Here is a 24,620-nt window from a genome sequence, read left to right as displayed (position 1 = left end):
CTGCATTGCAACCTGCCGTGCCTATGATCGGTCGCCTGGTGGTGGTCGGCCTGGGCTTGATCGGTGGCTCCTTCGCCAAAGGCCTGCGCGAAAGCGGGCTGTGCGGCGAAGTAGTCGGTGTGGACCTGGACCCGCAATCGCGCAAGCTGGCGGTGGAGTTGGGTGTGGTGGATCGCTGCGAGGCGGACTTGGCGCTGGCGTGCCAGGGGGCTGACGTCATCCAGCTCGCTGTGCCGATCCTGGCCATGGAGAAACTGCTGGCGGTATTGGCCGGCATGGACCTGGGCCAGGCGATCCTGACCGACGTCGGCAGTGCCAAGGGCAATGTGGTGCGGGCCGCGCAACAGGCTTTTGGCGGCATGCCGTCGCGTTTTGTGCCGGGCCATCCGATTGCCGGTTCCGAGCAGAGCGGGGTGGAAGCGTCCAATGCGCAGCTGTTCCGCCGCCATAAAGTGATCCTGACGCCGCTGGAACAAACCGATCCGGCCGCGCTGGCGGTGGTGGATCGTCTTTGGCGTGAGCTGGGGGCGGACGTGGAGCATATGCAGGTCGAACGCCACGACGAAGTGCTGGCGGCGACCAGCCATTTGCCCCATCTGTTGGCATTCGGCCTGGTGGACTCCCTGGCCAAGCGCAACGAAAACCTCGAGATTTTCCGTTACGCCGCCGGTGGCTTCCGCGATTTCACGCGGATTGCCGGCAGCGATCCGGTGATGTGGCACGACATCTTTCTCGCCAATCGCGAAGCGGTGTTGCGCACCCTGGACACCTTCCGCAGTGACCTCGACGCCTTGCGCGACGCGGTCGATGCCGGGGATGGCCATCAATTATTGGGCGTGTTCACCCGTGCGCGTGTGGCGCGTGAGCATTTCAGCAAGATCCTGGCTCGCCGGGCCTATATGGAAACCGCTGTGAACGCCGATGACCTGACTTTCCTCGCCAACCCGGGCGGCCGCTTGAGCGGGCGTATCCGGGTGCCGGGTGACAAGTCGATCTCCCATCGCTCGATCATGCTCGGCTCGTTGGCCGAGGGCGTGACGGAGGTGGAAGGGTTCCTTGAGGGTGAAGACGCCCTGGCGACCCTGCAGGCGTTTCGCGACATGGGCGTGGTGATTGAAGGGCCGCACCATGGGCGCGTGACCATTCATGGTGTGGGCTTGCACGGCTTGAAGCCGGCGCCGGGGCCGATCTACCTGGGTAATTCCGGTACGTCCATGCGCCTGCTGTCCGGTTTGTTGGCGGCACAACGCTTTGACAGCGTGTTGACCGGCGATGCTTCCCTGTCCAAGCGCCCGATGAACCGCGTGGCCAAGCCATTGCGGGACATGGGTGCGGTGATCGAGACCGGGCCGGAAGGGCGTCCGCCGCTGACCATTCGTGGCGGCCAGGCGCTCAAAGGCATGAGCTATGCAATGCCGATGGCCAGTGCCCAGGTCAAATCCTGTCTGTTGCTGGCGGGGCTGTATGCCGAAGGTCAAACCGCAGTGACCGAGCCTGCGCCGACCCGTGACCATACCGAGCGTATGTTGCGCGGTTTTGGTTACCCGGTTGCGGTGGAGGGCGCTACCGCATCGGTGGAATCGGGTCATGTACTGACGGCTGCCCATATTGAAGTGCCGGGGGACATCTCCTCTTCGGCATTCTTCCTGGTGGCGGCTTCGATTGCCGCGGGCTCCGAGTTGTTGCTGGAGCATGTCGGCATCAACCCGACCCGCACCGGGGTGATCGATATCCTGCGGTTGATGGGGGCCGATATCACCTTGGAAAACCCGCGCGAAGTGGGTGGCGAGCCTGTCGCTGACCTGCGGGTGCGGGCAGCTGTATTGAAGGGTATCGAGATTCCAGAAGCGCTGGTGCCCCTGGCTATTGATGAATTCCCGGTGTTGTTCGTCGCGGCCGCCTGCGCTGAAGGCCGGACCATTTTGCGGGGCGCCGAAGAGTTGCGTGTTAAGGAGTCCGACCGTATCCAGGTCATGGCCGACGGTCTGCAGGTGTTGGGAGTGAAGTGTGAACCGACCGCCGATGGGATTATCATTGACGGTGGCCTGATGGGCGGTGGTGAAGTCCATGCCCATGGCGATCACCGGATTGCCATGGCCTTCAGCGTGGCTTCCCTGCGGGCGGCTGCGCCGATTCGTATCCATGACTGCGCCAATGTTGCTACGTCTTTTCCGAACTTTCTTACACTGTGTGCCCAAGTCGGCATCCGTGTTGCCCAAGAGGCTCAATTGTGAATATCAAAGCACCGGTGATTACCATCGACGGGCCAAGCGGCTCGGGCAAAGGCACGATCGCCGGCATCCTGGCCAAGCGCCTGGGCTGGTGCCTGCTGGATTCCGGCGCGTTGTACCGCCTGCTGGCGTTTGCCGCACGCAACCATGGCGTCGACCTGACCAACGAAGAATCCCTGAAGCTGCTGGCCGCGCACCTCGATGTGCAGTTCGTCGGCGCGACGGAAGGTCATCCCCAGCGCATCATCCTGGAAGGGGACGATGTGACCGATGACCTGCGTAACGAGCAGGTCGGCTCCTGGGCCTCCCAGGTTGCCGCGCTGCCGGCGGTGCGTGATGCGCTGTTGCAGCGCCAGCGGGCTTTTCAGGAGCCGCCGGGCCTTGTAGCCGATGGTCGCGACATGGGCACGGTGGTGTTTCCCGAGGCGCCTCTGAAGATTTTCCTGACCGCCAGCGCCGAGGAGCGGGCTCGTCGCCGCTACTTGCAGTTGAAGGGCAAAGTCGATGGTGTTAGTCTGTCGAGTCTGCTAGATGAGATCCGTGCACGCGATGAGCGTGATACCCAGCGCGCAGTAGCCCCGCTCAAGCCGGCGGCTGATGCTATACAGCTGGATTCCACGGAGTTGTCCATCGAGCAGGTGCTGGAACGCATCTTGAGTGAAATCGCCATTCGCGATATCGCCGGGTGATCAAGAAGGCCGCAGGGGACCAGTCATAGTCCTGCGGTGGCTTCTTTTAACTGAAACTGACCCACACCGTCTGGGGTGTGGAGATGGGCGTATTCTTCGCCCTTATCAACAGGAATTAAAATGAGCGAAAGCTTTGCGGAACTCTTTGAAGAAAGCCTAAAAACCCTGAACCTTCAGGCAGGCTCCATCATCACCGGTGTTATCGTTGATATCGATTACCAAGCTCGCTGGGTAACCGTTCACGCTGGTCTGAAGTCTGAAGCTCTGATCCCGCTGGAACAGTTCTACAACGATGCTGGTGATCTGACAATCAATGTCGGTGACGAAGTTCACGTTGCTCTGGACTCGGTTGAAGACGGTTTCGGTGAAACCAAGCTGTCCCGTGAAAAAGCCAAGCGCGCTGAATGCTGGATTGTTCTCGAAGCAGCCTTCGCAGCTGAAGAAGTGGTCAAGGGCGTTATCAACGGTAAGGTTAAAGGCGGCTTCACTGTCGACGTTAACGGCATCCGTGCGTTCCTGCCAGGTTCTTTGGTCGACGTTCGTCCTGTGCGCGACACCACGCACCTGGAAGGCAAGGAACTCGAATTCAAGGTCATCAAGCTCGACCAGAAGCGCAACAACGTTGTCGTTTCCCGTCGCAGCGTCCTGGAAGCAGAGAACTCCGCCGAGCGTGAAGCTCTGCTGGAATCCCTGCAGGAAGGCCAACAAGTCAAAGGTATCGTCAAGAACCTCACCGATTACGGCGCATTCGTCGATCTGGGTGGCGTCGATGGCCTGCTGCACATTACCGACATGGCTTGGAAGCGTATCAAGCATCCTTCCGAAATCGTCAATGTTGGCGACGAGATCGATGTCAAGGTTCTGAAATACGATCGCGAGCGCAACCGTGTTTCCCTGGGCCTGAAGCAACTGGGTGAAGATCCATGGGTCGCTATCAAAGCCCGTTACCCAGAAAGCACTCGCGTCACCGCGCGTGTTACCAACCTGACCGACTACGGCTGCTTCGCTGAGCTGGAAGAAGGCGTTGAAGGCCTGGTACACGTTTCCGAAATGGACTGGACCAACAAGAACATCCACCCTTCGAAAGTCGTACAAGTCGGCGACGAAGTGGAAGTCATGGTTCTGGACATCGACGAAGAGCGTCGTCGTATCTCCTTGGGCATCAAGCAGTGCAAATCTAACCCATGGGAAGATTTCTCTGGCCAGTTCAACAAGGGCGATAAAATCTCCGGCACCATCAAGTCGATCACCGATTTCGGTATCTTCATTGGTCTGGACGGCGGCATCGACGGCCTGGTTCACCTGTCCGACATCTCCTGGAACGAAGTTGGCGAAGAAGCTGTTCGTCGTTTCAAGAAGGGCGACGAGCTGGACACCGTTATCCTGTCGGTTGACCCAGAGCGCGAGCGCATCTCCCTGGGTATCAAGCAACTGGAAAGCGATCCGTTCTCCGAGTACGTTCAAGAGAACGACAAAGGCGCAATCGTTAAAGGCACTGTGAAAGAAGTTGACGCCAAAGGCGCCATCATCGTTCTGGCCGACGATATCGAAGCGACTCTGAAAGCCTCCGAAATCAGCCGTGACCGCGTTGAAGACGCGCGCAACGTTCTGAAAGAAGGCCAGGAAGTAGAAGCCAAGATCATCAGCGTCGATCGCAAGAGCCGCGTGATCCAACTCTCCATCAAGTCGAAAGACGAAGTGGAAGAGAAAGAAGCCATCCAGAGCCTGAAATCGGCTCCGGAAGCTGCAACAGGCGAGACCACCATGGCCTCCCTGCTGCGCGAAGCAATGGCTAAACAGAACTAAGTTCTGTAAGGCTGTAAAAAAGGGCGACTTCGGTCGCCCTTTTTTGCGCCTGAAATTCGCTGAATCAACACGCAAGAACCAAGGCAGACGCCTTGGTGTCAGAGCTGAATAGAGTATTGATAAAGGCGCTCCCGTGTTTTTAAGGATTTCGATTAACAGGCTTGTCGTGGTGTTCGCAGTGGTAATGCTTGCAGGCTGTTCCGTTACCAGCGCCAAAACTCACGCGAGGCGCGGTGTCAGCGGCATTGAGGTCGATTGCTCGGGGTTGGGCAACAACTGGGATAAGTGCGAGAAACGCGCCGCCCGCGAATGCAGGATGCAGGGCTATAAGGTCATCACCAAGTCCAGCGACGCCAAGGACGAAGAGGGTGATTACTTGTTCGGTTGGAACCCTGCAGGAGCGGTCACTCGTACCATGCTCGTGATCTGCAATTGAGAGTGTGGGTCGCTCATGGCGGCGTTATTCAAACGGCAGATAAGTTGGTAGATGGGCTGTTCAAATTCATCAAGTCATGCTAAAACCTTCGAAGCGCTTTTCCTAGCTGCTTGAAAAAGAAGGGAAAAATATGACGAAGTCGGAGTTGATCGAACGAATTGTCACCCATCAAGGGCTGCTTTCATCCAAGGATGTGGAGCTGGCTATCAAGACCATGCTTGAGCAAATGTCCCAGTGCCTCGCGACCGGGGATCGAATAGAGATCCGTGGGTTTGGCAGTTTTTCGCTGCACTACCGCGCGCCAAGGGTAGGGCGGAATCCTAAGACTGGGCAGTCGGTGAGCCTGGATGGGAAATTTGTGCCTCACTTTAAGCCAGGCAAGGAGCTGCGCGATAGAGTGAACGAAGACGAAGAAGAAAACGTCTGATTGGTTTTGGGTAGGAGAAGGTTATGCGTGGGGTTAAGCGCGTTTCACTGGTGTTGGTCATTCTGGCATTGGTTTTGGTGACTTTGGCGTTTGTGCTGGAAAATCAGCAGGGCGTTACGTTGTCGTTTCTGGGGTGGAGCACTGCGCAACTCCCTGTGGCGGTGTTTATTACGCTTGCACTGATCTTGGGAATGCTCATTAGTCCATTACTTGGAGGAGTGATCAGGCTCGCTGGGCGCCGTAAACCAAACCTATAGATTACGCCGCCTCCGATTTCTATTCCCCCTCCAAATAAAACAACTGGCCTGGCCCGTAACCATTCTTACTGATCGTTATGCCGTTACGTTCGGGTTGTGCCGATTCATGATGCCTCTGTCGGCCGCTTGCGTAATTCGTAGAGTTTGAACGGTAACTTAAGTGCGAGCATGAGTATGTTGGTGTAGACGCCGTTCGTTCGGCAAGCCTTAACGATTTCCAAGTTCAGCTTTAAGCTACTCCTTAGCCCTGCCGTACTGGCGCCTCCCGATCGCATGCGTACTAACACCTGATCAAGGTACGAATACTTGAGTCGATGCACCATAAATAGCCGCACAAAAAACTCATAATCAGCAGAAATTCTGTACTTCAAGGAGTACATGCCCACGGTATCGTAGGCCAATTTTCGAACGAATGTCGCCGGATGAGGAGGCATCCACCCGAAGCGTAACTTCCATGGGGCGAACCGGTTCCCACGATAAAAGCGTGTCACTTTACGCAAGTCAGCAGGGTTAACAAAAACAACGTCGCCAAATACCGCATCACTTTCCGGGCAATGCTTAAATGCTTTCACCACAGAAGAGAGGCTGGTAGTGCTCTCATAGAAGTCATCGGAGTTTAGAATTCCGATCACTGCACCCGTTGCTAAGGCGACACCCTTATTCATCGCATCGTAGAGGCCCTTGTCCGGTTCGCTGACAAACCGGTTGATACGCGCTCCGTACGATTCCACAATGGCCTGTGTCCCATCTTTCGAGCCTCCATCCACAATGATGTATTCAATGTCGGTATGGTCTTGCGATAGAACTGACTCAATCGTGTCGCGAATGGTGCTTGCGCTGTTAAAGCAGACCGTGATAATTGATAACTTCAAATCAACCCCTTAAGTACGCCCATACAAGTCTTCGAATCGTACGATATCGTCTTCACCCAAATAGGACCCGGACTGTACTTCAATCAATTCCAGCGGGATTACTCCTGGATTCTCCAAGGTGTGGACTTGGCCGATAGGGATGTACGTCGACTGGTTTTCGGTGACCAGATACGTTTTTTCACCATTGGTAACCCGCGCGGTACCACTCACGACGATCCAGTGTTCGGCTCGGTGATGGTGCATCTGCAATGACAGTTTCGCACCAGGGTTAACGGTTATTCGCTTCACTTGGTAGCGGCTGCCATTATCAATCGAGTCATACATGCCCCAGGGCCGATAGACTTCGCGATGATCCCGCGACTCGCCACGGCCTTCCATTTTCAAGCGATCAACGATTTTCTTTACGTTCTGTACTTGGCTTTTATGGGCTACGAGTACTGCATCCTTGGTTTCCACTATCACCAGATCCTCAACACCCACGGTGGTCACCAGGCGACTATGGGAGTGCACAAACGTATTGCTGGTCTGTTCGACCAAGACGTCACCGTGGCATACATTACCTTGTGCATCCTTGTCGCCGACTTCCCATAGTGCGGCCCATGAGCCTATATCGCTCCAGCCAGCATCGAGTGGTACGACTACGGCATCAGCGGTTTTTTCCATCACCGCATAGTCTATCGACTCGGCGGGACAGTCTGAGAAAGCCTCTTTACCGACACGGGTGAAGTGCATGTCTTGAGTGCCCGCCGCGATCGCATTGCGACAGGCGTCGAGGATGTCTGGACGGAATTTCCCTAACTCTTCCAGGTAGCGGCCGGCGCGGAACATGAACATGCCACTGTTCCAAAGGTACTTTCCGCTGGCCAAGTAGGCGAGGGCCGTATCTTCATTAGGTTTTTCGACAAACCGGGCAACTTCAAATCCGCCGTCTTTGAGGTCCTCACCCTTTTCGATATAGCCATAACCGGTTTCCGGCTGGGTCGCGACAATACCAAAGGTGACCAGCTTGCCAGCAAGTGCCATGGGAAGCGCTTTGTGGATAGACTCTTGGAAGGCGGTTACATTCTGGATCAGGTGATCAGCTGCCAGTACCAGCAGGAGTGGGTCCTGCTCGTCGACGCACGCTTGCAGGGCGGTCAGCGCCACGGCGGGGGCGGTATTGCGGCCCACCGGCTCCAGCAGGATGTTGGCACTTTCCAGGCCCAGTTGTCGAAGTTGTTCGGCAGCCAGAAATCGATGTTCTTCGTTGCAAATCAAGCGCGGTACAGCGACGTCAAGCCCGTTCAGGCGCTTTATCGTGGCCTGTAACATGGAAAACTCGCTGTCAGCCAGGCAGAGAAACTGCTTGGGGTTGAGCTGACGCGAAAGCGGCCAGAGGCGTGATCCAGAACCGCCGGCCATAATTACCGGAATCAACATTTAATCTTCCCTTGCATTCAATTCGTTGGTCGCGCCAGCAGGTGGCTGAGCGGCGATATCCAGCATGGTTTTCGCGACGGTCTCCCAATCCTTGGGGATCGCTTTCAACTGTTCGCCCCAGTCGGGCCAATAGCCACCGGCGAGCCTTTCATGCAGTTCGTTTACGGCGATTCTCAGCGAGTCGGTACTACCCACATCAAAGTATATCGCCTGGTCCCCGCATAGAACTCGAGCATAAGGCAGGTCCGGACAAATGATCGGCAAACCTACAAACATGGCTTCTACAAGCGGAAATCCGTAACTCTCGTCTGTGGAGAGAAAAAGCATCGCATCCATCTCACGATAGGCATCCAGCATCTCTTGAGAAGAAAGAATGCCTCGGCATTGCAGCCATGGAAGATCGGGAGCAGGATTGCTTTCTTCGTCGAGGGTCAGGTCCAAGCTCGCAATGGGCCATTGTGTCATATCGCTATTATTAATGGCTGCCAACAATTTGTGATTTTTGTGCGGATAGCCAGCTGCGGGGTAGACCAGCCGTAAAAGTTCGCTTGCGGTTGCGACGCGGCCTGTACGTCGAATTCCGGAGTTCAATAGCCAGGCGGGAACTGGCTGCGGCACAACTTGTACGCGCGACTGCAATGAAGGGTATGACTCGATCAGCGCGTCACGCATGAGTGTGGTTTGAACAATGTACGTTTGTGCATATCGCAGGTTTGAGCGGAATACATATCTAAGCAGCGCCAGCTTAAGGCTGGCTCTATCCCATGCGCGCTTTGATGGGCGCAACAGGTGAGAATTCTGAACAAAGACTGTTTGCCGTGTAGTGCAACGAATGGGCAGGTCTCCCATGACCAATAAAGGTACTTCTCCACTGAAGCGCCGGCCCAGGTAAAGGCATTCCATCAAGCGCGAAAGGGCGTTAGATACTTGACGTCGATAGATCGTTACTTTTATAGACTGATCCGCACTTCGGTAGGATGAAAGCTCACCTTTGTCGGGTAGGTAAACTTCAACAACACGTACGGATTTGTTTTGCTCCAGGGCCGGCAGCAATGACTTGAGTAGCTGCACGGCACCCAGGCCAGCAATGTTGGTCAGGTGGAGGCGGACAGAGTTTGAGGTCATGGGCGGTTATTCCGAATACCACGGAGAGACAACGCTGGCCTTGTCCTCGGGTTTTGCACGAAGCACCGCCAACATGTATCTTGCGGCAACCTCGGGCTGGATGGCTGCGGCAGCAGGCTGCGCCGCAGCACGCATAGCTAACAGGTGCTCTGGCTCGGAAGATAGTCTATTGAGGAGCGACTCAAGTGCATTCGGATCCGCCGAGTCGTAGACCGCACCGGCACCAAATTTCTCGATCAATACGCTTGCACCGACCTGGTCACTGCAAACTACCGGAACTCCGGCGCACAATGCTTCATTCACCACCACTCCCCAACCGTCATAACGACTGGGTAGAACAAGCAGATCATACGTAGCGACAGTTTTTTGCGTGCTGCCGAACGGTAGGGGCCCGCGGAAACAGACGTTGTCGCTGTCAGTATCAAATGGCGCAGGGTCGCCAGGCCCATAAACATCTAATGTCATTGACGTTTTTGAGCGAGTGACAGCCTCTATCAGTAGATCTAGGCCTTTGCGGGCAATCAGCGCGCCGACAAAAATAATCCTTAAAGAGTCGCGAGGCTCCTGTCTTGCTGAAGGGAGTCGCGAGTGGCTATCGACGGTGGGGACAAAGTAGCCGAATGGAAAAAGCTTGGCGATGTCTACGCCAGAGTCTGAAAATTGCGAGATCGCTTTAGAAGAAATAGAAAACATACCGGACATACGTCGCTTGAGTAGCGTCATATAAAGTCTGTAAAGAATAGGGCGCAATATCGCCTTGAGTCTTTGGCGCGTTAACTTGCCATCGCTGAAGTAACCTTCGGCAATCGGTGAGTAGGGTTCAGAAACGATATAGAACTCGACACGAAATACCGTCGCCAACAACAGGCAATAGAGCATCGTTGAATTCTGAAAAGCGCTACCGAATAAATGTGTATCACCTCGGTGTTCTCGCATTTTTTTGTAGCAATACAGCAGTCCCCCCCTCCCTGGAATAAGCCTGCGCTCTATCGACGCTACCTGGGTATCTTTCCAACCCTGAGCGCGGCGGGTCGCATCCTCCAGTGTCATTACGTAGGCTAGAACAGGTGTTTGAGCCTCTTGAGACAGTGCTTCATACGTAAATGCCTGATGGTCCGTCAGTACGGGCTGCCAGGTAATAAACAATGGCTGTTTTGTCATGGACGCTCACCAAATATAAAGCCACATACTGCCTGGCCGGCCATTTTTGGAGCGCATTGCGCAATGACAGCTTGCTGACCTTGCCGGGCGCAAGCCAGTATTTCTTCAGGCTCCTCGACGACTCTCTGGAGCAGGCTTGCCAACTCCTGCGGGGCGCTACTTGTCAGATACAAGGCGCCTGAGCCCAATACAGCCCTTACATCGCTGATATCCGTACTCAGGACCAGCAGGCCAGCCTCTGCAAACTCAATGACCTTGGAGGGAAACGTCGTGTCAGCCAAAGGTCCGCCCGCCGGTTTCAGCGCTAGACCAACAGTACATCGGTTGAGTACCTCTGCGTACTGAGCATCCGTGGTGCGCCCATGTACTATCACTTTTGGTATTCCGTCTTCATTTGCCAGCGCCTGCAGGGTGTTGAGCGATTCGCCTTTCCCGGTCACTTCAAACTGCAAGTTATGCAGCCAATTGCAGGATTTCTGGCGAAGCAGGCGGATTGTTGCAGCCAGCAGATCTGCACCGGTATCTGCATTGAGTGTTCCAGCCATCAAGACTGAAAGGGGTGCTGTATTTGGCTTGACGTCAAAGACCTTTGTAGAGGTGGCTCCGTAGTAACAATGCACAGGACGAATACTGGTCATATTTGCCAGTGCACTGCATGCGAGCAAAGCCCCATCTGGGCACATCCGGTCATATATCCAGGTTATTGAACGGCCCAACAATGCTTTCAGCGAGCCGCTGTTTTGCCCCGCGACCTCTCCGTCCTCAAGGTCCAGGAAGCGCTTGTAGCCAGTAATGGATGCTGTGAACAGCAAAGGCAAGTAGGCACTCATGCGATTGTAAAAAATCACCGCTTTTTTCGGCCGGGATGAAAGACGAAGCAGCGCCCCTATTAAAAAGAACAATGAGAGAAACTGAGAAAAAAAACGAACATGTGAAAAGGGCGCGTACACGATCGGCACGCCCCCCACACGCCTGACTGTACGGGGAAAATAGCTGAAGGAGCCGTTAGCACGTCCTCGCCCCAGGCTCAGGATGCAGGGGCGCGCACCCGCTTCGCGTAGCGCCTGGCACAACATGAGGACCTTGCGAGAGGCTGCTGGGCTATCGCTGACAATTCCCCTCTCGAGGCGAGTCTTGTCGTCCAGTGCATTACACACTACCAGGACTAGTGGCCTCGTCATGGAAGTTGTCTCTTCACGACTGCCGGTACGCCAGCGACCAGCGTATGGGCGGGAACATCACGAGTGACTACGGCACCCGAAGCAACTACGGCGCCATCGCCAATGCTAACGCCGGCCAGGATGACACTTTTGGCTCCAATCCAGCAGCCGTCCCCGACCACGATGGAGCGCGCTGTTCCTTTACCTGCGCGTCGCTCCTGCGGGCCAAGCTCGTGGCTGCCTACGATGAATTCAATACCAGGTCCCAAGTCACAGCGGCAGCCGATCCGGATATCCGCCTCTTGATGGGTATGAAAGACCACCCCGGGGCTGAGCCAGGTGCCTTCACCGATGATCAGGCGTCCTCGGCCGTAGATCCATCCGCGCCCGCAAAACTTGACGTCCGGCTGCATCTCTATACCCGCTGCGCGCAGGAGAGCCGATCTGGCAGCAAACAATCGGGAGGGTGGGAGGAGAGACAGAATAATGTTGATTAGGTGTCTGATCATAAATACCGACTAAGCCTCAACCGGGGACGCCCCGGCGGGGTGAGGTTGCTTCCTGCAGCGTAGGAATTGAAATGAGAAGGGCGCACAGAATGGTCTCCGGGTGGAGCCATTCCATGCGCCTTGTCGCTAGCGCGAACGCGCGTGCAAGGCATTCTCAGAAAACCAGGAGTAGGCGTCCCGCAGCCCATCCTCGAGGCTGATGGTCGCTCGCCAGCCTAACTGCTGCAACCGGGAGACGTTCATCAGCTTTCTCGGCGCCCCGTCTGGTTTACTCGCATCAAAGCCCAGGCGACCTTTGAATCCGGTGACCTTTGCGATGGTTTGAGCCAGTTCCCGGATAGTGCAATCTTCCCCGGTACCTACGTTGATGTGAGAGAGCATCGGCTGGGTATGGGCGCCATACTGCTCGGGGCTCAGTTCCATTATATGCACTGAGGCGCTGGCCATATCATCGACATGCAGGAATTCACGCATCGGCGAGCCGCTGCCCCAGATCACAACCTCCTCGACATTCTGTTCGACTGCATCATGGAATCGACGCAAGAGGGCTGGAATGACGTGGGAATTCTCCGGATGGAAGTTGTCATTAGGCCCATACAAGTTGGTGGGCATGGCACTACGGTAATCACGACCATACTGACGGTTATAACTCTCGCACAACTTGATCCCTGCGATCTTTGCAATTGCGTAAGGCTCATTGGTTGGCTCGAGCACGCCGGTCAGCAAAGCCTCCTCAGCCATCGGCTGTTGGACCTTGATCGGGTAAATACAAGAAGACCCCAGAAACAACATCTTCTGCACATCATGTTGATGTGCCGCGTGGACGATGTTTGCCTGCATCATCAGGTTTTCGTAAATGAACTCTGCCGGATAGGTGTTATTGGCGTGAATACCACCCACCTTGGCGGCGGCCATATACACCTGCTCAATCTTGGTTTCGGCAAAAAACGCCGTAACCGAATGTTGATCCAGCAGGTTCAATTGAGCCCTGTCTCGAGTCACAATATTCGTGTAACCCAACGCTTGCAGGCGACGGACGATGGCAGATCCGACCATTCCCTTATGGCCAGCAACAAACACACACTCGCTCAAGTGGCGTGACATCCTAGTTCTCCAGCGATACCGGCAAGTCGTAACCATGGTTCTTCAGCAGCGCATGACGCTGAGCGACTTTCAGGTCTTCGCGAACCATTTCAGCGCACATTTCCTGCGCGGTGATTTCCGGTACCCAGCCCAGCTTGGTTTTTGCTTTAGTCGGGTCGCCAAGAAGGGTTTCAACCTCGGCAGGACGGAAGTAGCGGGGGTCGACACGAACCAGCGTATCGCCAACCTTAAGCGCAGGGGCCTTGTCGCCAACAATGGATTCAATGATGCCGCGCTCTTCCACGCCAGCGCCTTCAAAATGCAGGGTGAGGCCGAGCTCAGCAGCAGACCAGCGAATGAAGTCTCGAACGGAATACTGTACGCCGGTTGCGATTACGAAATCTTCAGGGACGTCTTGTTGCAGCATCATCCACTGCATGCGAACGTAATCCTTGGCGTGCCCCCAATCGCGCAACGCATCCATGTTGCCCATGTAGAGGCACTGTTCCAGCCCCTGCGCGATGTTGGCCAGCCCACGAGTAATCTTGCGCGTCACGAATGTCTCGCCACGTCGTGGAGATTCGTGGTTGAACAGAATTCCGTTGCAGGCATGCATGCCATAGGCTTCACGGTAGTTGACTACGATCCAATAGGCGTAAAGCTTTGCCACCGCGTACGGCGAGCGCGGATAAAACGGCGTAGTTTCTTTTTGAGGGGTTTCCTGAACCAGGCCGTAGAGCTCGGAAGTGGAAGCCTGGTAGAACCGGGTCTTTTTCTCAAGTCCGAGCAGGCGGATAGCTTCAAGAATGCGCAAGGTGCCCATTGCATCGACATCGGCCGTGTACTCAGGCGACTCGAAGCTTACGGCCACGTGAGACTGCGCACCGAGGTTGTAGACCTCGTCAGGCTGGACTTCCTGAATAATACGGGTCAGGTTGGACGAGTCGGACAAGTCGCCATAATGAAGGATGAAACGCTGGTTATCTACATGTGGATCCTGGTAGATGTGATCGACACGCTGGGTGTTGAAAGACGATGCACGTCGCTTGATACCGTGGACCTCATAGCCCTTTTCCAGCAGCAGTTCAGCCAAATAGGAGCCGTCCTGGCCGGTGATCCCGGTAATTAGCGCTTTTTTCAGGGTCATGTCTACGTCCTAGAATTCTTTGAATATGTAGTTAGATTGATTCAGCATGCTGGTGATGACGTCTGTCATCGTAGATTGAGCTTTCCATCCCAGAACACGTTCGGCCTTGGCTGGGTCCGCGCGGCTGATCAACAGATCTGTGGGGCGGAAGAACTCTTGCGATTGGTCGACATGCACCTTCCAGTCCAGGCCTAACTGTGTAAACGTTTCATCGACGAATGCTTCCAGTGTATGTGTCTGGCCAGTTGCGATCACGAAATCACTCGGTTCCTCGCACTGCAGCATCCGCCACATCGCATCGACATACTCTGGCGCGGAGCCCCAATCACGAGCAATATCCAGACGCCCGAGCGTCAACCGCTCGCCCGAACCAGCAGCGATACGTTTGGCTGTAGTCACAATTTTTTGTGTCACAAACCTGGAAGGGCGCAATGCGGATTCATGATTGAACAGAATGCCGGTACAAGCGAAAAGATTATAAGCCTCACGATAATTATCGACCAGCCAGAAAGCGGAGGATTTAGCCACTGCATAAGGGCTGCGAGGGTGAAAATTCGTGCTCTCGGAGGCCGGTTCGCCATTGGTATCACCGAAGCACTCGCTGGAACCTGCTTGATAAAATCTAATCGGCCGCTCGGTCATGCGGCAGGCCTCAAGCATGTTCAGTGTCCCAAGCGTGATGCTTTGGATTGTTTCGGCGGGTTGCTCGAATGACAGCCCGACAGAAGATTGTCCAGCGAGGAAATACACTTCATCTGGTTGACTGCGTTTGAGTGCCATGAAAACGCTGCGAAAGTCCTCAGGCACCATCGATAGCAATTTAACTTTCGAGAGAATGTCCAGTCGTTTCAGATTGGTGAACGAGGAGCCTTGAGCATCCCTCGACGTGCCCCATACGGTGTAGCCTTTATCGAGTAGGAGCTTGGCGAGATAGGCCCCGTCCTGGCCGCTTACACCGCAAATCAGGGCTGTTTTTTCTGAATATTCCAAAACATTACCTTTGTAGGGACTGGTAGATCGATAGTGTTTCCTGAGTGCAGCGCTGCCATGAGAAATTTTTCAGGCGATCATGGCCGAGCCCAACCAGTCGTGCGGTTTCATTGTCAGAGTAAACCACTCTTTCTATCGCTCCGGTCATTTCCTCGTCATTGGTTGGATCGAAAAGGATGCCCGCATCGCCGATAACCTCTGGCATTGAGCTGGTACCGCTGCTGATGACAGGGCAGGAGTGCGCCATGGCCTCTAGGGGAGGGAGGCCGAACCCTTCATAAAGAGAGGGATAGATGAATGCCTTGGCGCCGTCGTAGAGTTGGCCAAGAACGGCATCATCACCACCGATTTGACGCACCTGATCTACAGAAAAGCCAAGTTGTTTGACCTTCTCCAGCTCGCTGTCAGAAAAGGCACCGCCTCCAAAAGCGACAATGTCAACGTCAGCTTTCAATCGACGTGAACTTGATACGGCCTTCAGCAACCCGAAAAAGTTTTTGTAGCCATGTCGGCTTCCGACATACAGCAAGTAAGGCTTGGACGATGCTGTGCCACGTTGCTCTGAAGTTGGTTGGAACTGTTCGAAACCGAGATGTACAACGGACAGTTTACTTTCGGGTACGCCAAACAAATTCATGAGGTCTCGGCGGGTGCTCTCCGAGATACAAATGACGTGGTCCGCGCGCTCGACCGCACGCCGTTTTAATGAGGTGGTTTGATCCTTGGGTGAAAAGTTTTCCGGGAAGAGCTCGTGGATCATATCGTAGACGGTCAGGACAACCGGGCACCCTTTAGGCGTGGCACTGAAGCGCGAGAAGTAGGTTTCATGCGCAACTTGAGGTTTCCAACCTCGCATCGCCTGTTGGCCCAAGAGGTGGTTGTATATTAACGCCAGCCTTGTCGTACGCGGAGGATACGTCTGCACCGCGCGACCATGGACGATGCCTTCGGACATGGACTTCAAATAAACGTTGCGATGGAGGGGGGCGAAGATGCCGACCTCATGACCTGTGGCGAACATCTGCTCGGCAATGCACGAAAAATAGCGAGAGATGCCACCGTAGTTTTGCAGGCAAAATATTTGGTGATCAAAGGCAATACGCATATTATTTTCCGACTCGAGAGATGTAAGAGTTCAGTCGGTTGAAAAATTGACTCTGCACGGTCTCAAATTTAACACCATTATTTATTTGAACAAAAAGGCCCAGTACGGTGCTGGCTTCGCTGATATCATTAATATATATATCCTGAGATTTTCTAATTCCAACATAGTCCGAAAAGCCCGATGCCATAACTTTTAAGTGGGGAATTATTTTCCTTGCTTTTAATATTAATCCATCTCTTTGCAATTGAGTGGCCATCGGTAGGGAAAGTTTATGCTGCGCCGCCATCTGCTCAACGGCGCGGAGTACCTCTTCCTTGGTTTTAGAGTTTATGCTCGAGAGCGCCTTCTTCAACATCAACTCATAGTTCACGCGCAGCTGTTCTGTTTTTTCTGGGAAGGCATCTGAAAATTGAGAAAACGCCTCCGCAATAATGACTTCCAGAGAGGGACAGTAAACAATGTCTTTGTGAATGGGTAATGTGTTCTCAGCTGAGAATTTTTGAGACTCGTCGGCTTTCGATTTTTCATGAAAAGCCGATGCGCCATTACTCTTTCCGGAAGCACCGCAAATGCAAAAGGGCCTATAGGAGAAAGCATAGGAGTCTAAGTTCGATGTGGTTGCAAAGGCAGCGTAGGCATCAGGCGTTACAGATCTGAAGTAAATACCATCTTTGATCGATTTATTGATGATGCTTCTATGAACAAAACCATAGTACAAATTGGCAAGTTCGTAAATGTAATGAGTGTTAAAATCGAGTGTTTTACGAAGCCACTCCGCCGGCTCTCTCATCTCAATGCCACCGTTCAGGTGAGTATTGTGACCAAAGCCACAGACTTTGATGCTTCCGCTGAGTTCTGCGTCCGGAAAATTTGGCCAGATATAATGAGACCAGCGACCTGAAACTGCTTTGGCTCCCGTTCGGGTGACGATGTCGTTCACATACTCGATTGCGCCGGGCATCAAGCCATCATCGCCGCCGATAAACATTATATAGCCATCTTCGACATGCGATAATGCAAAGTCAAAATTTTCAGACATGCTGACCCTGCGGCCCGTATTTATATACCTGATTCGGTGATCTTTTACTGATTCTATAATCGAGCGCGTATCGTCTGAGCTAAAATTGTCGCTAACAACAATTTCGAAATTTTCATAGTTCTGACGAAGGCATGTTTCAAGCGTGTACCTTATTGTTTCAGCACTGTCGCGAACTGGTATTATTACAGTGTATTTCTCCACTGGAGCCTCCGAGCATCAAAACGAAAAACAAATAAGCGAAGCGCGACAAAAAGATAGCTGACCCCGAGGGATAAAGTCATCGTGAAAATATTGCTGAAGTTAAAAGTTTCAAAAAAAACCTTTAATGTGAGTAATGAAGTCAATGCGATAGCCGTTGGTATAAGTATTGCTTCAGCATACCATGTTCTCGCGGGCTTAATTTTAAGCTTGAAAAAAATGATTGGTGAGCATAGCGCAACGTACCCCAGATTCAGAATTAACCAAGGCCAGGCACTTCCATTCAGTCCATAGTGAGTTGCCAAGTAGTACGTCAGAGGTACCAAAAAAACAGCGGCTGTCGCATTTTGCCACACGCTAAACCGAGTCCAGCCGTGCGCCAGTTGCAGTGCATAGGGCATATGCATAAAAGAGTGGACCATCGTTCCGAGAGCTAAAATCATTAGTGGTCCACTCGCCACGGCCGCAATGTTCTCGTCCCGAGTCCAGAGCAGTAGCAGTTTGTCGCTGTACAGCGCGACCCATAGAGAGAAGGGTATAATCAGCATCGAGAGCAACTGGCTTGCATTGATGTACACCCGGAACGTGTCAGCGGTATTTTTAGAGGCAACAAGTGAAACAATTTTTGGATAGAATGCATTGAATACTGGCGAGATCAAGCGAAATGCAATTGTCCCGATTGTCCAGGCAAGCATGTAAAAGCCAAAGTCTTTGAGTGGTAAGACTTTTGACAAAATAACTTTATCAATTTGCATCAGTAAAAACGCAAGAACATTAGTGATTCCGACGCCTGCCGCAAAACCGCCAAGACGTTGAAGTGCGCTCATGGAAAATCTCTTAGCCTCTCTCCAGTCTGGAAGGCCTTCAATCAGTTTTATGCGTAGAACGAGCACGGTGGCAAGACTGATTATGCATTGCCAAATAAAGAATCCTTCAACGGTCGGTGAAATGAGCCATAGCACCATGACGGCACCCGCCGAGCGAACGGTAGCAAAAGCTGAACTCACAATATTGAGGGTGACTTGTCGTTGAAGTCCAATCAAGCCGCCGTAATAGAACGCGATAGGGAACTGCATGAGCAATGCGATGCCCATGATTCTAATTGATCGAGTGGCTGATTCGATTTTTTCTGGTTGAACCGTGAGCCAATAATTTGATATTAAGGGCGCTAAAAATATTACGGCTACACCGACCGTTATTGCGACGCCCCAGAAGAGCCATTCAATGCTTTTTAATAGGATAATTATATTTGGCTTTTCCTCCTTCGAGGAACTCTCATATATTGATGCTTCTCTGGTTGCTACTGCGCCAAAGCCACCGTCAAACATCGCCATTGCTGAGGAGAGAATTACGAAAAAACCAACTAATCCATATCCTTCGATGCCGATGAATTTAAGATATAGTGGGACAAAGCAAACTCCCATCAAGGCGATCCAGCCTTGTCCAACAAAATTGGCTGAGATGTTTTTAAGCAAACCACTCATGCGCTTCAACCCTCAATGCACTCGCCAGGAAAGCGTGATGCATTTGAAAAATTACTAAAATCTAAAAAAATCTTCGATTATATTCCGCGTCAGCTGTTTATGAGTGATCGCCCCGTCGCGGCCATTGAATGCCATGCATTTTCCTGGAGTGTCATTGTTTACGACACTCACCCCCTGAGCTATTATTGAATAATCACCGACAATGCTCCTGCCTATGATTGCCGAGTTAGGATACATGATCACACCTTCGCCAAGGCTAGGTGCGATGCCGTGATTTTTTCCAACGGTTGAGTTCTGGTAAATGACGAAGTAGTTGCCGTAATCGGCTTTCGCCAAAACGATGCCGGTGGAGTGCCCGATGAAAAAAATATCCGGCATTTTTATCTCATAGAACATATCGATGCCATTCAGCATTTTATTCAACAGAAATAATTTTGTGGCAGTATCGGTTTCTTGAGTATTACGCCAGATGGTGTTAGCTAAAAAATAAAGATACGTACAGTATTGAGATGAGTGCAAATAGTTGAAGCTATTCTTTTCCCAAGTTTTAACCGCGTTCACACACACCATTAAGCGGCTCAAGGCCTCGTCAATGTGTTGTTCAATCGTGTGTTTTATAGGTGCGCTTTTTCCGTCGGGGAAAAAAGCACTCAACTGCGCGGTTGTATAGTCAATTAATTCGCTGCGACTAAAGTTAACGAGGTTCATGGTCAGTTTCACCACCGGCATGAAGTCCTAGTGCCTGGTCGAGTTTTTTCGGCGAACCCCAAAAGGCTAGGGGTTCGAGTGGAGAGTAGGGGTGGTGGCCAAGCTTCAATTTGATCGCACCACCTCTTTTTAGTGCGTGCTCTTCAACCAGGCGCCTCACGGAGATGGGATTGCCGCTGCAAATATTGAAGACGCCTTGGCATTGTGGGTTCTCAATCAAGGCGACAAGGCGTTCAGCCACGGCCTCTACAGGTAAATAATCTCTCAACTGCTCGCCCTGTGACATGGGGAACTCTGCATCACCCGCCAACAACGCACGGTCGAGGAGCGCTAGAAGGCTTCCCGGATTCTGCCCTTCACCGTAGGTATAAAACAGTCGGGCCCATTGCAAGGTAAACGGCGATTCGGCCATTAACGACTGCAGGTTGCGGCGCAGGGTGTCCTTGGCTAAGGCGTATGCGTTGTTGGGGGAGGTCACCGTCGCTTCCTCTAGGCTTCCCGACTGCATGCCGTACTCGAAACACGTGCCGGTGATCAGAAGGTGCTTATAACCTGCGGCCACAAGCGCTTTCAGGAATCCATAATCCGCGGGGAGTGTTTGCTCGAAATGGTAGAGCGCTTTGTAGTTCGGCAGGCCCGGCCATGCTAAGTGAATGACTGCATCAATTTCACCAAACACAGTTACATCAAGAAGCGGGTTGTGAATATCGCAGGCCACAAAGCGCACCGTGTCCGGCCAGTTCAGGGGCTCGGCCCGCGCGGCATTGCGAGCGACTGCCGTCACGCTATGGCCTCGCTCCAGCAAACGAGCTACAACGTGGCGGCCGATAAATCCGCTGGCACCGGTTACGAGAACCTTCAAGATAAGCTCCGTATTTGGGGGATGGCCACAACAAAAGTCGTTCCGCTTTCCTGAAGCGCGCGATTTTGTTCCAGTACTTCTTTTGCGATATTCCACGGCAGGATGAGCACAGTATCCGGCTGGGTTTGCGCTAGCTTTTGTGGTGAGAAAATAGGGATATGGCTACCAGGCAGGTATTTGCCTTGTTTCGATGGTGCCGCATCACAGACATAACTCAACAGGTCGGGCTTGATGCCCGCATAATTCAATAGAGTGTTGCCCTTGGCAGCAGCGCCATATGCAACAACCTGCTTGCCTGCGCGCTTCTGTTCTATCAGGAAGCTGACCAAGCCATTCTTGACTTCATCGGCTCGCTGCTGAAAGCCACGATACACATCAAGATCCTGCAGGCCGAATCGCAGTTCGTCCGCTAATACGCGTTCGACATTCGCACTGTCTTCACGACGGTCGTCCATATGGCAACCGAAGATCCTCAGGCTGCCACCATGTGTCGGCAGTTCCTCTACATCGCAGATCCGTAGGCCGGCTGCGGCGAAGACCCCTTTTACCGTATAGAGGGAGAGGTAGGAAAAGTGCTCGTGATAAACAGTATCGAACTGTATGTGTTCAATCAGTTGCTTGAGATGCGGGAACTCGAGCGTAATAGTGCCGCCGGGTTTCAATGCTGCCTTAAGGCCCAGGGTGAAATCATTGATATCCGGAACATGGGCGAAGACATTGTTGCCGGCAATGAGGTCGGCTTGCCGCCCCTCTTCGGTCAATCGGCGCCCCAGCGTCTCACCAAAGAACTCTCCTACTACCGGGATGCCTAGCTTCTCCGCTGCCGCCGCGGTACTCGCAGTGGGTTCGATCCCCAAACAAGGGATGTTGGCCGCCACAAAGTTCTTCAGCAAGTAGCCGTCATTCGAGGCAACCTCAATAACAAAGCTGTTACTTCCCAGCGCGAGACGCGTGATCATGTCCTTCGAATAAGCCGCTGCGTGTTCCAGCCAGCTCGTTGAAGTCGACGAGAAATAGGCATAGTCCTTGGAGAAAAAAAGGTCTGCCTGAGCGTAGTCTTCGGTCTGCACAAGCCAGCAGTGGTCACACACTTTCAACTTGAGCGGAAAATAGACTTCCGGCGCGCTCAGATCTGACTCGTTCAGATATGAGTTGGAAGGAGGGGCAAACCCGAGGTCAAGAAATGTGTGTTGCAGTGGCTTGCAGCAGTGGCGACAGTTCATACATGAAGTCCGGCGAATTCGTTGGAAAGCAAAGCGTGATTCTTGTCGCGCTCTGAAAGATCGATAACGGGAAGTGGCCAGGTAATCCCAATTCGGGGGTCATCGTAACGCACTGCGCCCTCCGCGCCGGGTTCGTAAAAGGCGGTATGGAGGTAAAGTAGCTCACTCTCGGCTTCCAATACCTGAAAACCATGGGCGCAGCCTTGAGGAATAACCAGCATGCGGCCGGTTTCCGGGCTCAGTTCTTCCGCGTGCCACTGCAGAAACGTCTTGGAGTGCGCGCGCAAATCAACGACTACGTCCCATACTCGACCTGTGAGGCAGCGCACAAGCTTCATTTCCGCGTGCGGGGCATACTGGAAATGCAGCCCGCGGACGGCGCCGAGGGTGGTTGTGCGGGAGTGATTGATCTGTACGATTCGTTGCTCGCCAATAATGTCCGAAAGGCTTCTCTCGCAGAATAGTCGACTGAATGCCCCACGATGATCCTGAAAAGGTTGCGTTTCTACCACTACAGCGCCGACGATGGGCGTATTTCTGATATTCATTCTTGAATCCAGACACAGCCTGCACGGGACGCGGCATCGATGTATCGGGTCAATTGCTCAAGTGTGATGGCCTGTCCAGTGGAGGCTTGATGGCGATACCAATCAGCCGTCATCTTCAGGCCTTCTTCCAGGCTCCATACCGGCTGCCAATTCAATCGGCTTCTCGCTTGGGCGCAATCGAGATAGAGCAGGTTGGCTTCATGGGGTTGGGCCGTGGCGGTAGTGTGCCAGGCCAGCTCAGGCCAGTACGTCTGCAAGCCGCATAACACCTGAGCAACGGTGCGATTATCTTGTGCCGCCGGGCCAAAATTCCAGGCAGTTGCCACGGCTTTATCGGCTTGCAGAAGGTGCTGGCCCAGTAACAGGTATCCAGACAAGCATTCGAGTACGTGTTGCCAAGGGCGAGTGGACTCGGGAGAGCGGATCTCCAGCGGGCTGCTTGCCGTTATCGACCTCACCAGATCCGGCACCAGACGATCCTCGGACCAGTCGCCGCCGCCAATTACGTTTCCTGCACGTGCTGAAGCGATCAAAGGTCCATTTGTGCCACTGCAGAAAGATTTTCGATAGCTTTCGACGACCAGCTCACTGGCTGCTTTTGAGGCGCTATAGGGGTCATGACCACCGAGGGGGTCATTTTCACGATAGCCCCAAGGCCACTCTTTGTTGGCGTAGACCTTGTCCGTGGTAATGACGACAACTGCTTGCACGCTGGGTGTCAGGCGACAAGCCTCAAGTACGTTGGCAGTGCCCATCACATTGGTGGACCAGCTTTCAAGGGGGGAGCGATAGGAGCGGCGGACAAGGGCTTGGGCGGCTAGGTGGAAAACGATCTCAGGCTGCGACTGATCAAAGGCTGCCCGCACGCACGCGGCATCGCGAATATCGCCGCGCAGGTCAAGGGCGGGGGTATTTAACAGGCTCCAGTGGTCTGGTGAACTCTCGGGGTTCAGGCCCAGGCCGGTAACTTCTGCGCCGAGTTCTGCAAGCCATGCAGCCATCCAGCTGCCTTTGAATCCCGTGTGTCCGGTGAGCAGGATCCTGCGACCTCTGTATACATCACCAAACTGTTTCATGCCCAGTGCTTCCAGGGCGGATTGCCCTTGGCCCAAAGATCTTCGAGATGATTTTTATCGCGCAGCGTATCCATCGCCTGCCAGAAACCACGATGCTCGTAGGACATGAGGTCCCCCTCACGCGCAAGGCGCATCAATGGTTCTGCCTCCCAGATGGACTGGTCTCCATCAATGTAGTCAATCACTTTGGGATCGAGTACAAAATATCCACCGTTGATCCATGCGCCGTCACCGGCTGGCTTTTCTTGAAAACTGCCAACCTGGTTGCCCTGTATGTTCAAGGCACCATAGCGACCAGGGGGCTGGATTGCCGTCACCGTTGCGAGTTTGCCGTGTGTCTTATGGAAATCGATCAGCTGGCGGATATTCAGGTCCGCAACACCATCGCCATAGGTAAAGCAAAACGGTTCGTCACCCAAGTGCTCTCGTACACGCTTGAGGCGTCCACCGGTCATGGTTTCTTCACCGGTATTGACCAGAGTGACCCGCCAAGGCTCTACATAGCGTTGGTGAACTTCCATGGTGTTGTTGGACATGTCGAAGGTGACATCTGACATGTGCAGGAAGTAGTTGGCGAAGTATTCCTTGATGACATACCCCTTATAGCCACAGCAAATGACGAAATCGTTGATTCCGTAATAAGAGTAGATTTTCATGATATGCCAGAGAATGGGCTTACCGCCTATCTCGATCATCGGTTTGGGACGTAAATGAGATTCTTCAGAAATACGCGTGCCCAGCCCGCCCGCCAAAATTACCGCCTTCATGGGAAACCTTACCTGTTAACGCCTATGAAAACCGCTCAATCAATCTGATGGTCACGGTTGTGACCCATAATACACGAGCGCTATAGATGGATTGGCAGACTGACGGATTTTAGCATGGCCTTGAGTCATTAAATAGTCCTTGACATGTGCAGGCTCTTGAATTTACACGTAAAAAGTTGAGCTGGTTTAGTGAGCTTGCACACCTGTGTTGATTGTGGTTATGCAGCCCTAATCGCAGTTCGGCTGTATGATTCAGGAGGGGGAGTCTAAAACGGTGCTGTAACATTCAGAACGAGGC

The 24,620-nt window shown here is 53.3% G+C and carries 24 protein-coding genes; 6 read left to right on the top strand and 18 right to left on the bottom strand.

Annotated elements, in window-relative coordinates; genetic code table 11:
* The first annotated feature begins 23 nt into the window (after positions 1 to 23).
* From Q8X51_RS14320 to Q8X51_RS14295, 6 genes are all read left to right on the top strand, one after another.
* Positions 24 to 2,234, top strand: coding sequence for a bifunctional prephenate dehydrogenase/3-phosphoshikimate 1-carboxyvinyltransferase (locus tag Q8X51_RS14320; RefSeq protein WP_065928289.1), 2,211 nt, complete (start codon positions 24 to 26; stop codon positions 2,232 to 2,234).
* Positions 2,231 to 2,920 carry a (d)CMP kinase gene (cmk, locus tag Q8X51_RS14315; RefSeq protein ID WP_003172653.1) on the top strand — a complete coding sequence of 230 codons (690 nt, stop codon included), beginning with the start codon at positions 2,231 to 2,233 and terminating at the stop codon, positions 2,918 to 2,920. Before Q8X51_RS14320 ends, cmk begins: the two co-directional genes overlap by 4 nt.
* A gap of 120 nt (positions 2,921 to 3,040) precedes the next feature.
* Complete coding sequence (gene rpsA, locus Q8X51_RS14310) at positions 3,041 to 4,726, top strand: 30S ribosomal protein S1 (RefSeq protein WP_027604177.1); 1,686 nt, start codon at positions 3,041 to 3,043, stop codon at positions 4,724 to 4,726.
* 151 nt (positions 4,727 to 4,877) lie between these two features.
* Positions 4,878 to 5,162, top strand: coding sequence for a hypothetical protein (locus Q8X51_RS14305; RefSeq protein WP_407693373.1), 285 nt, complete (start codon positions 4,878 to 4,880; stop codon positions 5,160 to 5,162).
* 130 nt (positions 5,163 to 5,292) lie between these two features.
* Positions 5,293 to 5,589, top strand: coding sequence for an integration host factor subunit beta (gene ihfB, locus Q8X51_RS14300; protein ID WP_017848846.1), 297 nt, complete (start codon positions 5,293 to 5,295; stop codon positions 5,587 to 5,589).
* A 23-nt stretch (positions 5,590 to 5,612) separates the two neighbouring features.
* Positions 5,613 to 5,846: a lipopolysaccharide assembly protein LapA domain-containing protein gene (locus tag Q8X51_RS14295; RefSeq protein ID WP_407693335.1), complete on the top strand. Its 234-nt coding sequence runs from the start codon at positions 5,613 to 5,615 to the stop codon at positions 5,844 to 5,846.
* Positions 5,847 to 5,950: 104 nt separating this feature from the next.
* Here the strand turns inward: Q8X51_RS14295 and Q8X51_RS14290 are convergent, their stop codons facing one another.
* From Q8X51_RS14290 to rfbF, 18 genes are all read right to left on the bottom strand, one after another.
* Complete coding sequence (locus Q8X51_RS14290; RefSeq protein ID WP_407693336.1) at positions 5,951 to 6,718, bottom strand: glycosyltransferase family 2 protein; 768 nt, start codon at positions 6,716 to 6,718, stop codon at positions 5,951 to 5,953.
* 9 nt (positions 6,719 to 6,727) lie between these two features.
* The gene (locus tag Q8X51_RS14285; RefSeq protein WP_407693337.1) at positions 6,728 to 8,137 is read right to left on the bottom strand and encodes a mannose-1-phosphate guanylyltransferase/mannose-6-phosphate isomerase; all 1,410 of its coding nucleotides are present in this window, start codon (positions 8,135 to 8,137) and stop codon (positions 6,728 to 6,730) included.
* Entirely contained in the window at positions 8,138 to 9,262 is a 1,125-nt protein-coding gene (locus Q8X51_RS14280; RefSeq protein WP_407693338.1) for a glycosyl transferase family 1, read from the bottom strand.
* Positions 9,263 to 9,268: 6 nt separating this feature from the next.
* The gene (locus Q8X51_RS14275) at positions 9,269 to 10,423 is read right to left on the bottom strand and encodes a glycosyltransferase family 4 protein (RefSeq protein WP_407693339.1); all 1,155 of its coding nucleotides are present in this window, start codon (positions 10,421 to 10,423) and stop codon (positions 9,269 to 9,271) included.
* A complete protein-coding gene (locus tag Q8X51_RS14270) occupies positions 10,420 to 11,382 on the bottom strand; it encodes a glycosyltransferase (RefSeq protein WP_407693340.1) in 963 nt (320 codons plus the stop codon). Before Q8X51_RS14270 ends, Q8X51_RS14275 begins: the two co-directional genes overlap by 4 nt.
* A gap of 218 nt (positions 11,383 to 11,600) precedes the next feature.
* Positions 11,601 to 11,996: a DapH/DapD/GlmU-related protein gene (locus Q8X51_RS14265; RefSeq protein ID WP_407694970.1), complete on the bottom strand. Its 396-nt coding sequence runs from the start codon at positions 11,994 to 11,996 to the stop codon at positions 11,601 to 11,603.
* A gap of 222 nt (positions 11,997 to 12,218) precedes the next feature.
* Positions 12,219 to 13,196, bottom strand: a complete 978-nt coding sequence (gene fcl, locus Q8X51_RS14260; protein WP_407693342.1) for a GDP-L-fucose synthase — start codon at positions 13,194 to 13,196, stop codon at positions 12,219 to 12,221.
* 1 nt (position 13,197) lies between these two features.
* Complete coding sequence (gene gmd / locus Q8X51_RS14255; protein WP_407693343.1) at positions 13,198 to 14,322, bottom strand: GDP-mannose 4,6-dehydratase; 1,125 nt, start codon at positions 14,320 to 14,322, stop codon at positions 13,198 to 13,200.
* 9 nt (positions 14,323 to 14,331) lie between these two features.
* Entirely contained in the window at positions 14,332 to 15,312 is a 981-nt protein-coding gene (locus tag Q8X51_RS14250) for a GDP-mannose 4,6-dehydratase (RefSeq protein ID WP_407693344.1), read from the bottom strand.
* 4 nt (positions 15,313 to 15,316) lie between these two features.
* The gene (locus Q8X51_RS14245; protein WP_407693345.1) at positions 15,317 to 16,417 is read right to left on the bottom strand and encodes a glycosyltransferase family 4 protein; all 1,101 of its coding nucleotides are present in this window, start codon (positions 16,415 to 16,417) and stop codon (positions 15,317 to 15,319) included.
* Between the two features lies 1 nt (position 16,418).
* Positions 16,419 to 17,657, bottom strand: a complete 1,239-nt coding sequence (locus Q8X51_RS14240) for a glycosyltransferase family 2 protein (RefSeq protein ID WP_407693346.1) — start codon at positions 17,655 to 17,657, stop codon at positions 16,419 to 16,421.
* Entirely contained in the window at positions 17,639 to 19,138 is a 1,500-nt protein-coding gene (locus Q8X51_RS14235; RefSeq protein WP_407693347.1) for a lipopolysaccharide biosynthesis protein, read from the bottom strand. Before Q8X51_RS14235 ends, Q8X51_RS14240 begins: the two co-directional genes overlap by 19 nt.
* A 54-nt stretch (positions 19,139 to 19,192) precedes the next feature.
* Positions 19,193 to 19,846: a hypothetical protein gene (locus tag Q8X51_RS14230; protein WP_407693348.1), complete on the bottom strand. Its 654-nt coding sequence runs from the start codon at positions 19,844 to 19,846 to the stop codon at positions 19,193 to 19,195.
* Positions 19,833 to 20,708 (bottom strand): NAD-dependent epimerase/dehydratase family protein, encoded by an 876-nt coding sequence (locus Q8X51_RS14225; protein ID WP_407693349.1) that lies wholly within the window; start codon positions 20,706 to 20,708, stop codon positions 19,833 to 19,835. The genes Q8X51_RS14230 and Q8X51_RS14225 overlap by 14 nt, the downstream gene beginning before the upstream one ends.
* Positions 20,705 to 21,931: a methyltransferase domain-containing protein gene (locus Q8X51_RS14220; protein ID WP_407693350.1), complete on the bottom strand. Its 1,227-nt coding sequence runs from the start codon at positions 21,929 to 21,931 to the stop codon at positions 20,705 to 20,707. Before Q8X51_RS14220 ends, Q8X51_RS14225 begins: the two co-directional genes overlap by 4 nt.
* Entirely contained in the window at positions 21,928 to 22,479 is a 552-nt protein-coding gene (gene rfbC / locus Q8X51_RS14215; RefSeq protein WP_407693351.1) for a dTDP-4-dehydrorhamnose 3,5-epimerase, read from the bottom strand. Before rfbC ends, Q8X51_RS14220 begins: the two co-directional genes overlap by 4 nt.
* On the bottom strand, positions 22,476 to 23,555 hold the full coding sequence (gene rfbG, locus Q8X51_RS14210) for a CDP-glucose 4,6-dehydratase (RefSeq protein WP_407693352.1): 1,080 nt from the start codon (positions 23,553 to 23,555) through the stop codon (positions 22,476 to 22,478). Before rfbG ends, rfbC begins: the two co-directional genes overlap by 4 nt.
* On the bottom strand, positions 23,552 to 24,322 hold the full coding sequence (rfbF, locus tag Q8X51_RS14205) for a glucose-1-phosphate cytidylyltransferase (protein WP_407693353.1): 771 nt from the start codon (positions 24,320 to 24,322) through the stop codon (positions 23,552 to 23,554). The genes rfbG and rfbF overlap by 4 nt, the downstream gene beginning before the upstream one ends.
* Between the last annotated feature and the right edge of the window lie 298 nt (positions 24,323 to 24,620).

The organism is Pseudomonas sp. Yb2C2 (assembly GCF_052112325.1).
In the GTDB taxonomy this organism is placed as follows: Bacteria; Pseudomonadota; Gammaproteobacteria; order Pseudomonadales; family Pseudomonadaceae; genus Aquipseudomonas; species Aquipseudomonas marginalis.
The sequence above is the reverse complement of the archived record's forward strand: the minus strand, read 5'-3'. Positions and strand labels throughout refer to the sequence as shown.

Coding starts and splice junctions, on each gene's coding strand:
- Q8X51_RS14320 (WP_065928289.1), top strand. CDS start 24: ATGATCGGTCGCCTGGTGGTGGTCGGCCTGGGCTTGATCGGTGGCTCC.
- rpsA (WP_027604177.1), top strand. CDS start 3,041: ATGAGCGAAAGCTTTGCGGAACTCTTTGAAGAAAGCCTAAAAACCCTG.
- ihfB (WP_017848846.1), top strand. CDS start 5,293: ATGACGAAGTCGGAGTTGATCGAACGAATTGTCACCCATCAAGGGCTG.
- Q8X51_RS14295 (WP_407693335.1), top strand. CDS start 5,613: ATGCGTGGGGTTAAGCGCGTTTCACTGGTGTTGGTCATTCTGGCATTG.
- Q8X51_RS14285 (WP_407693337.1), bottom strand. CDS start 8,137: ATGTTGATTCCGGTAATTATGGCCGGCGGTTCTGGATCACGCCTCTGG.
- Q8X51_RS14280 (WP_407693338.1), bottom strand. CDS start 9,262: ATGACCTCAAACTCTGTCCGCCTCCACCTGACCAACATTGCTGGCCTG.
- Q8X51_RS14275 (WP_407693339.1), bottom strand. CDS start 10,423: ATGACAAAACAGCCATTGTTTATTACCTGGCAGCCCGTACTGACGGAC.
- Q8X51_RS14265 (WP_407694970.1), bottom strand. CDS start 11,996: ATGCAGCCGGACGTCAAGTTTTGCGGGCGCGGATGGATCTACGGCCGA.
- fcl (WP_407693342.1), bottom strand. CDS start 13,196: ATGTCACGCCACTTGAGCGAGTGTGTGTTTGTTGCTGGCCATAAGGGA.
- gmd (WP_407693343.1), bottom strand. CDS start 14,322: ATGACCCTGAAAAAAGCGCTAATTACCGGGATCACCGGCCAGGACGGC.
- Q8X51_RS14245 (WP_407693345.1), bottom strand. CDS start 16,417: ATGCGTATTGCCTTTGATCACCAAATATTTTGCCTGCAAAACTACGGT.
- Q8X51_RS14235 (WP_407693347.1), bottom strand. CDS start 19,138: ATGAGTGGTTTGCTTAAAAACATCTCAGCCAATTTTGTTGGACAAGGC.
- Q8X51_RS14230 (WP_407693348.1), bottom strand. CDS start 19,846: ATGAACCTCGTTAACTTTAGTCGCAGCGAATTAATTGACTATACAACC.
- Q8X51_RS14220 (WP_407693350.1), bottom strand. CDS start 21,931: ATGAACTGTCGCCACTGCTGCAAGCCACTGCAACACACATTTCTTGAC.
- rfbC (WP_407693351.1), bottom strand. CDS start 22,479: ATGAATATCAGAAATACGCCCATCGTCGGCGCTGTAGTGGTAGAAACG.
- rfbG (WP_407693352.1), bottom strand. CDS start 23,555: ATGAAACAGTTTGGTGATGTATACAGAGGTCGCAGGATCCTGCTCACC.
- rfbF (WP_407693353.1), bottom strand. CDS start 24,322: ATGAAGGCGGTAATTTTGGCGGGCGGGCTGGGCACGCGTATTTCTGAA.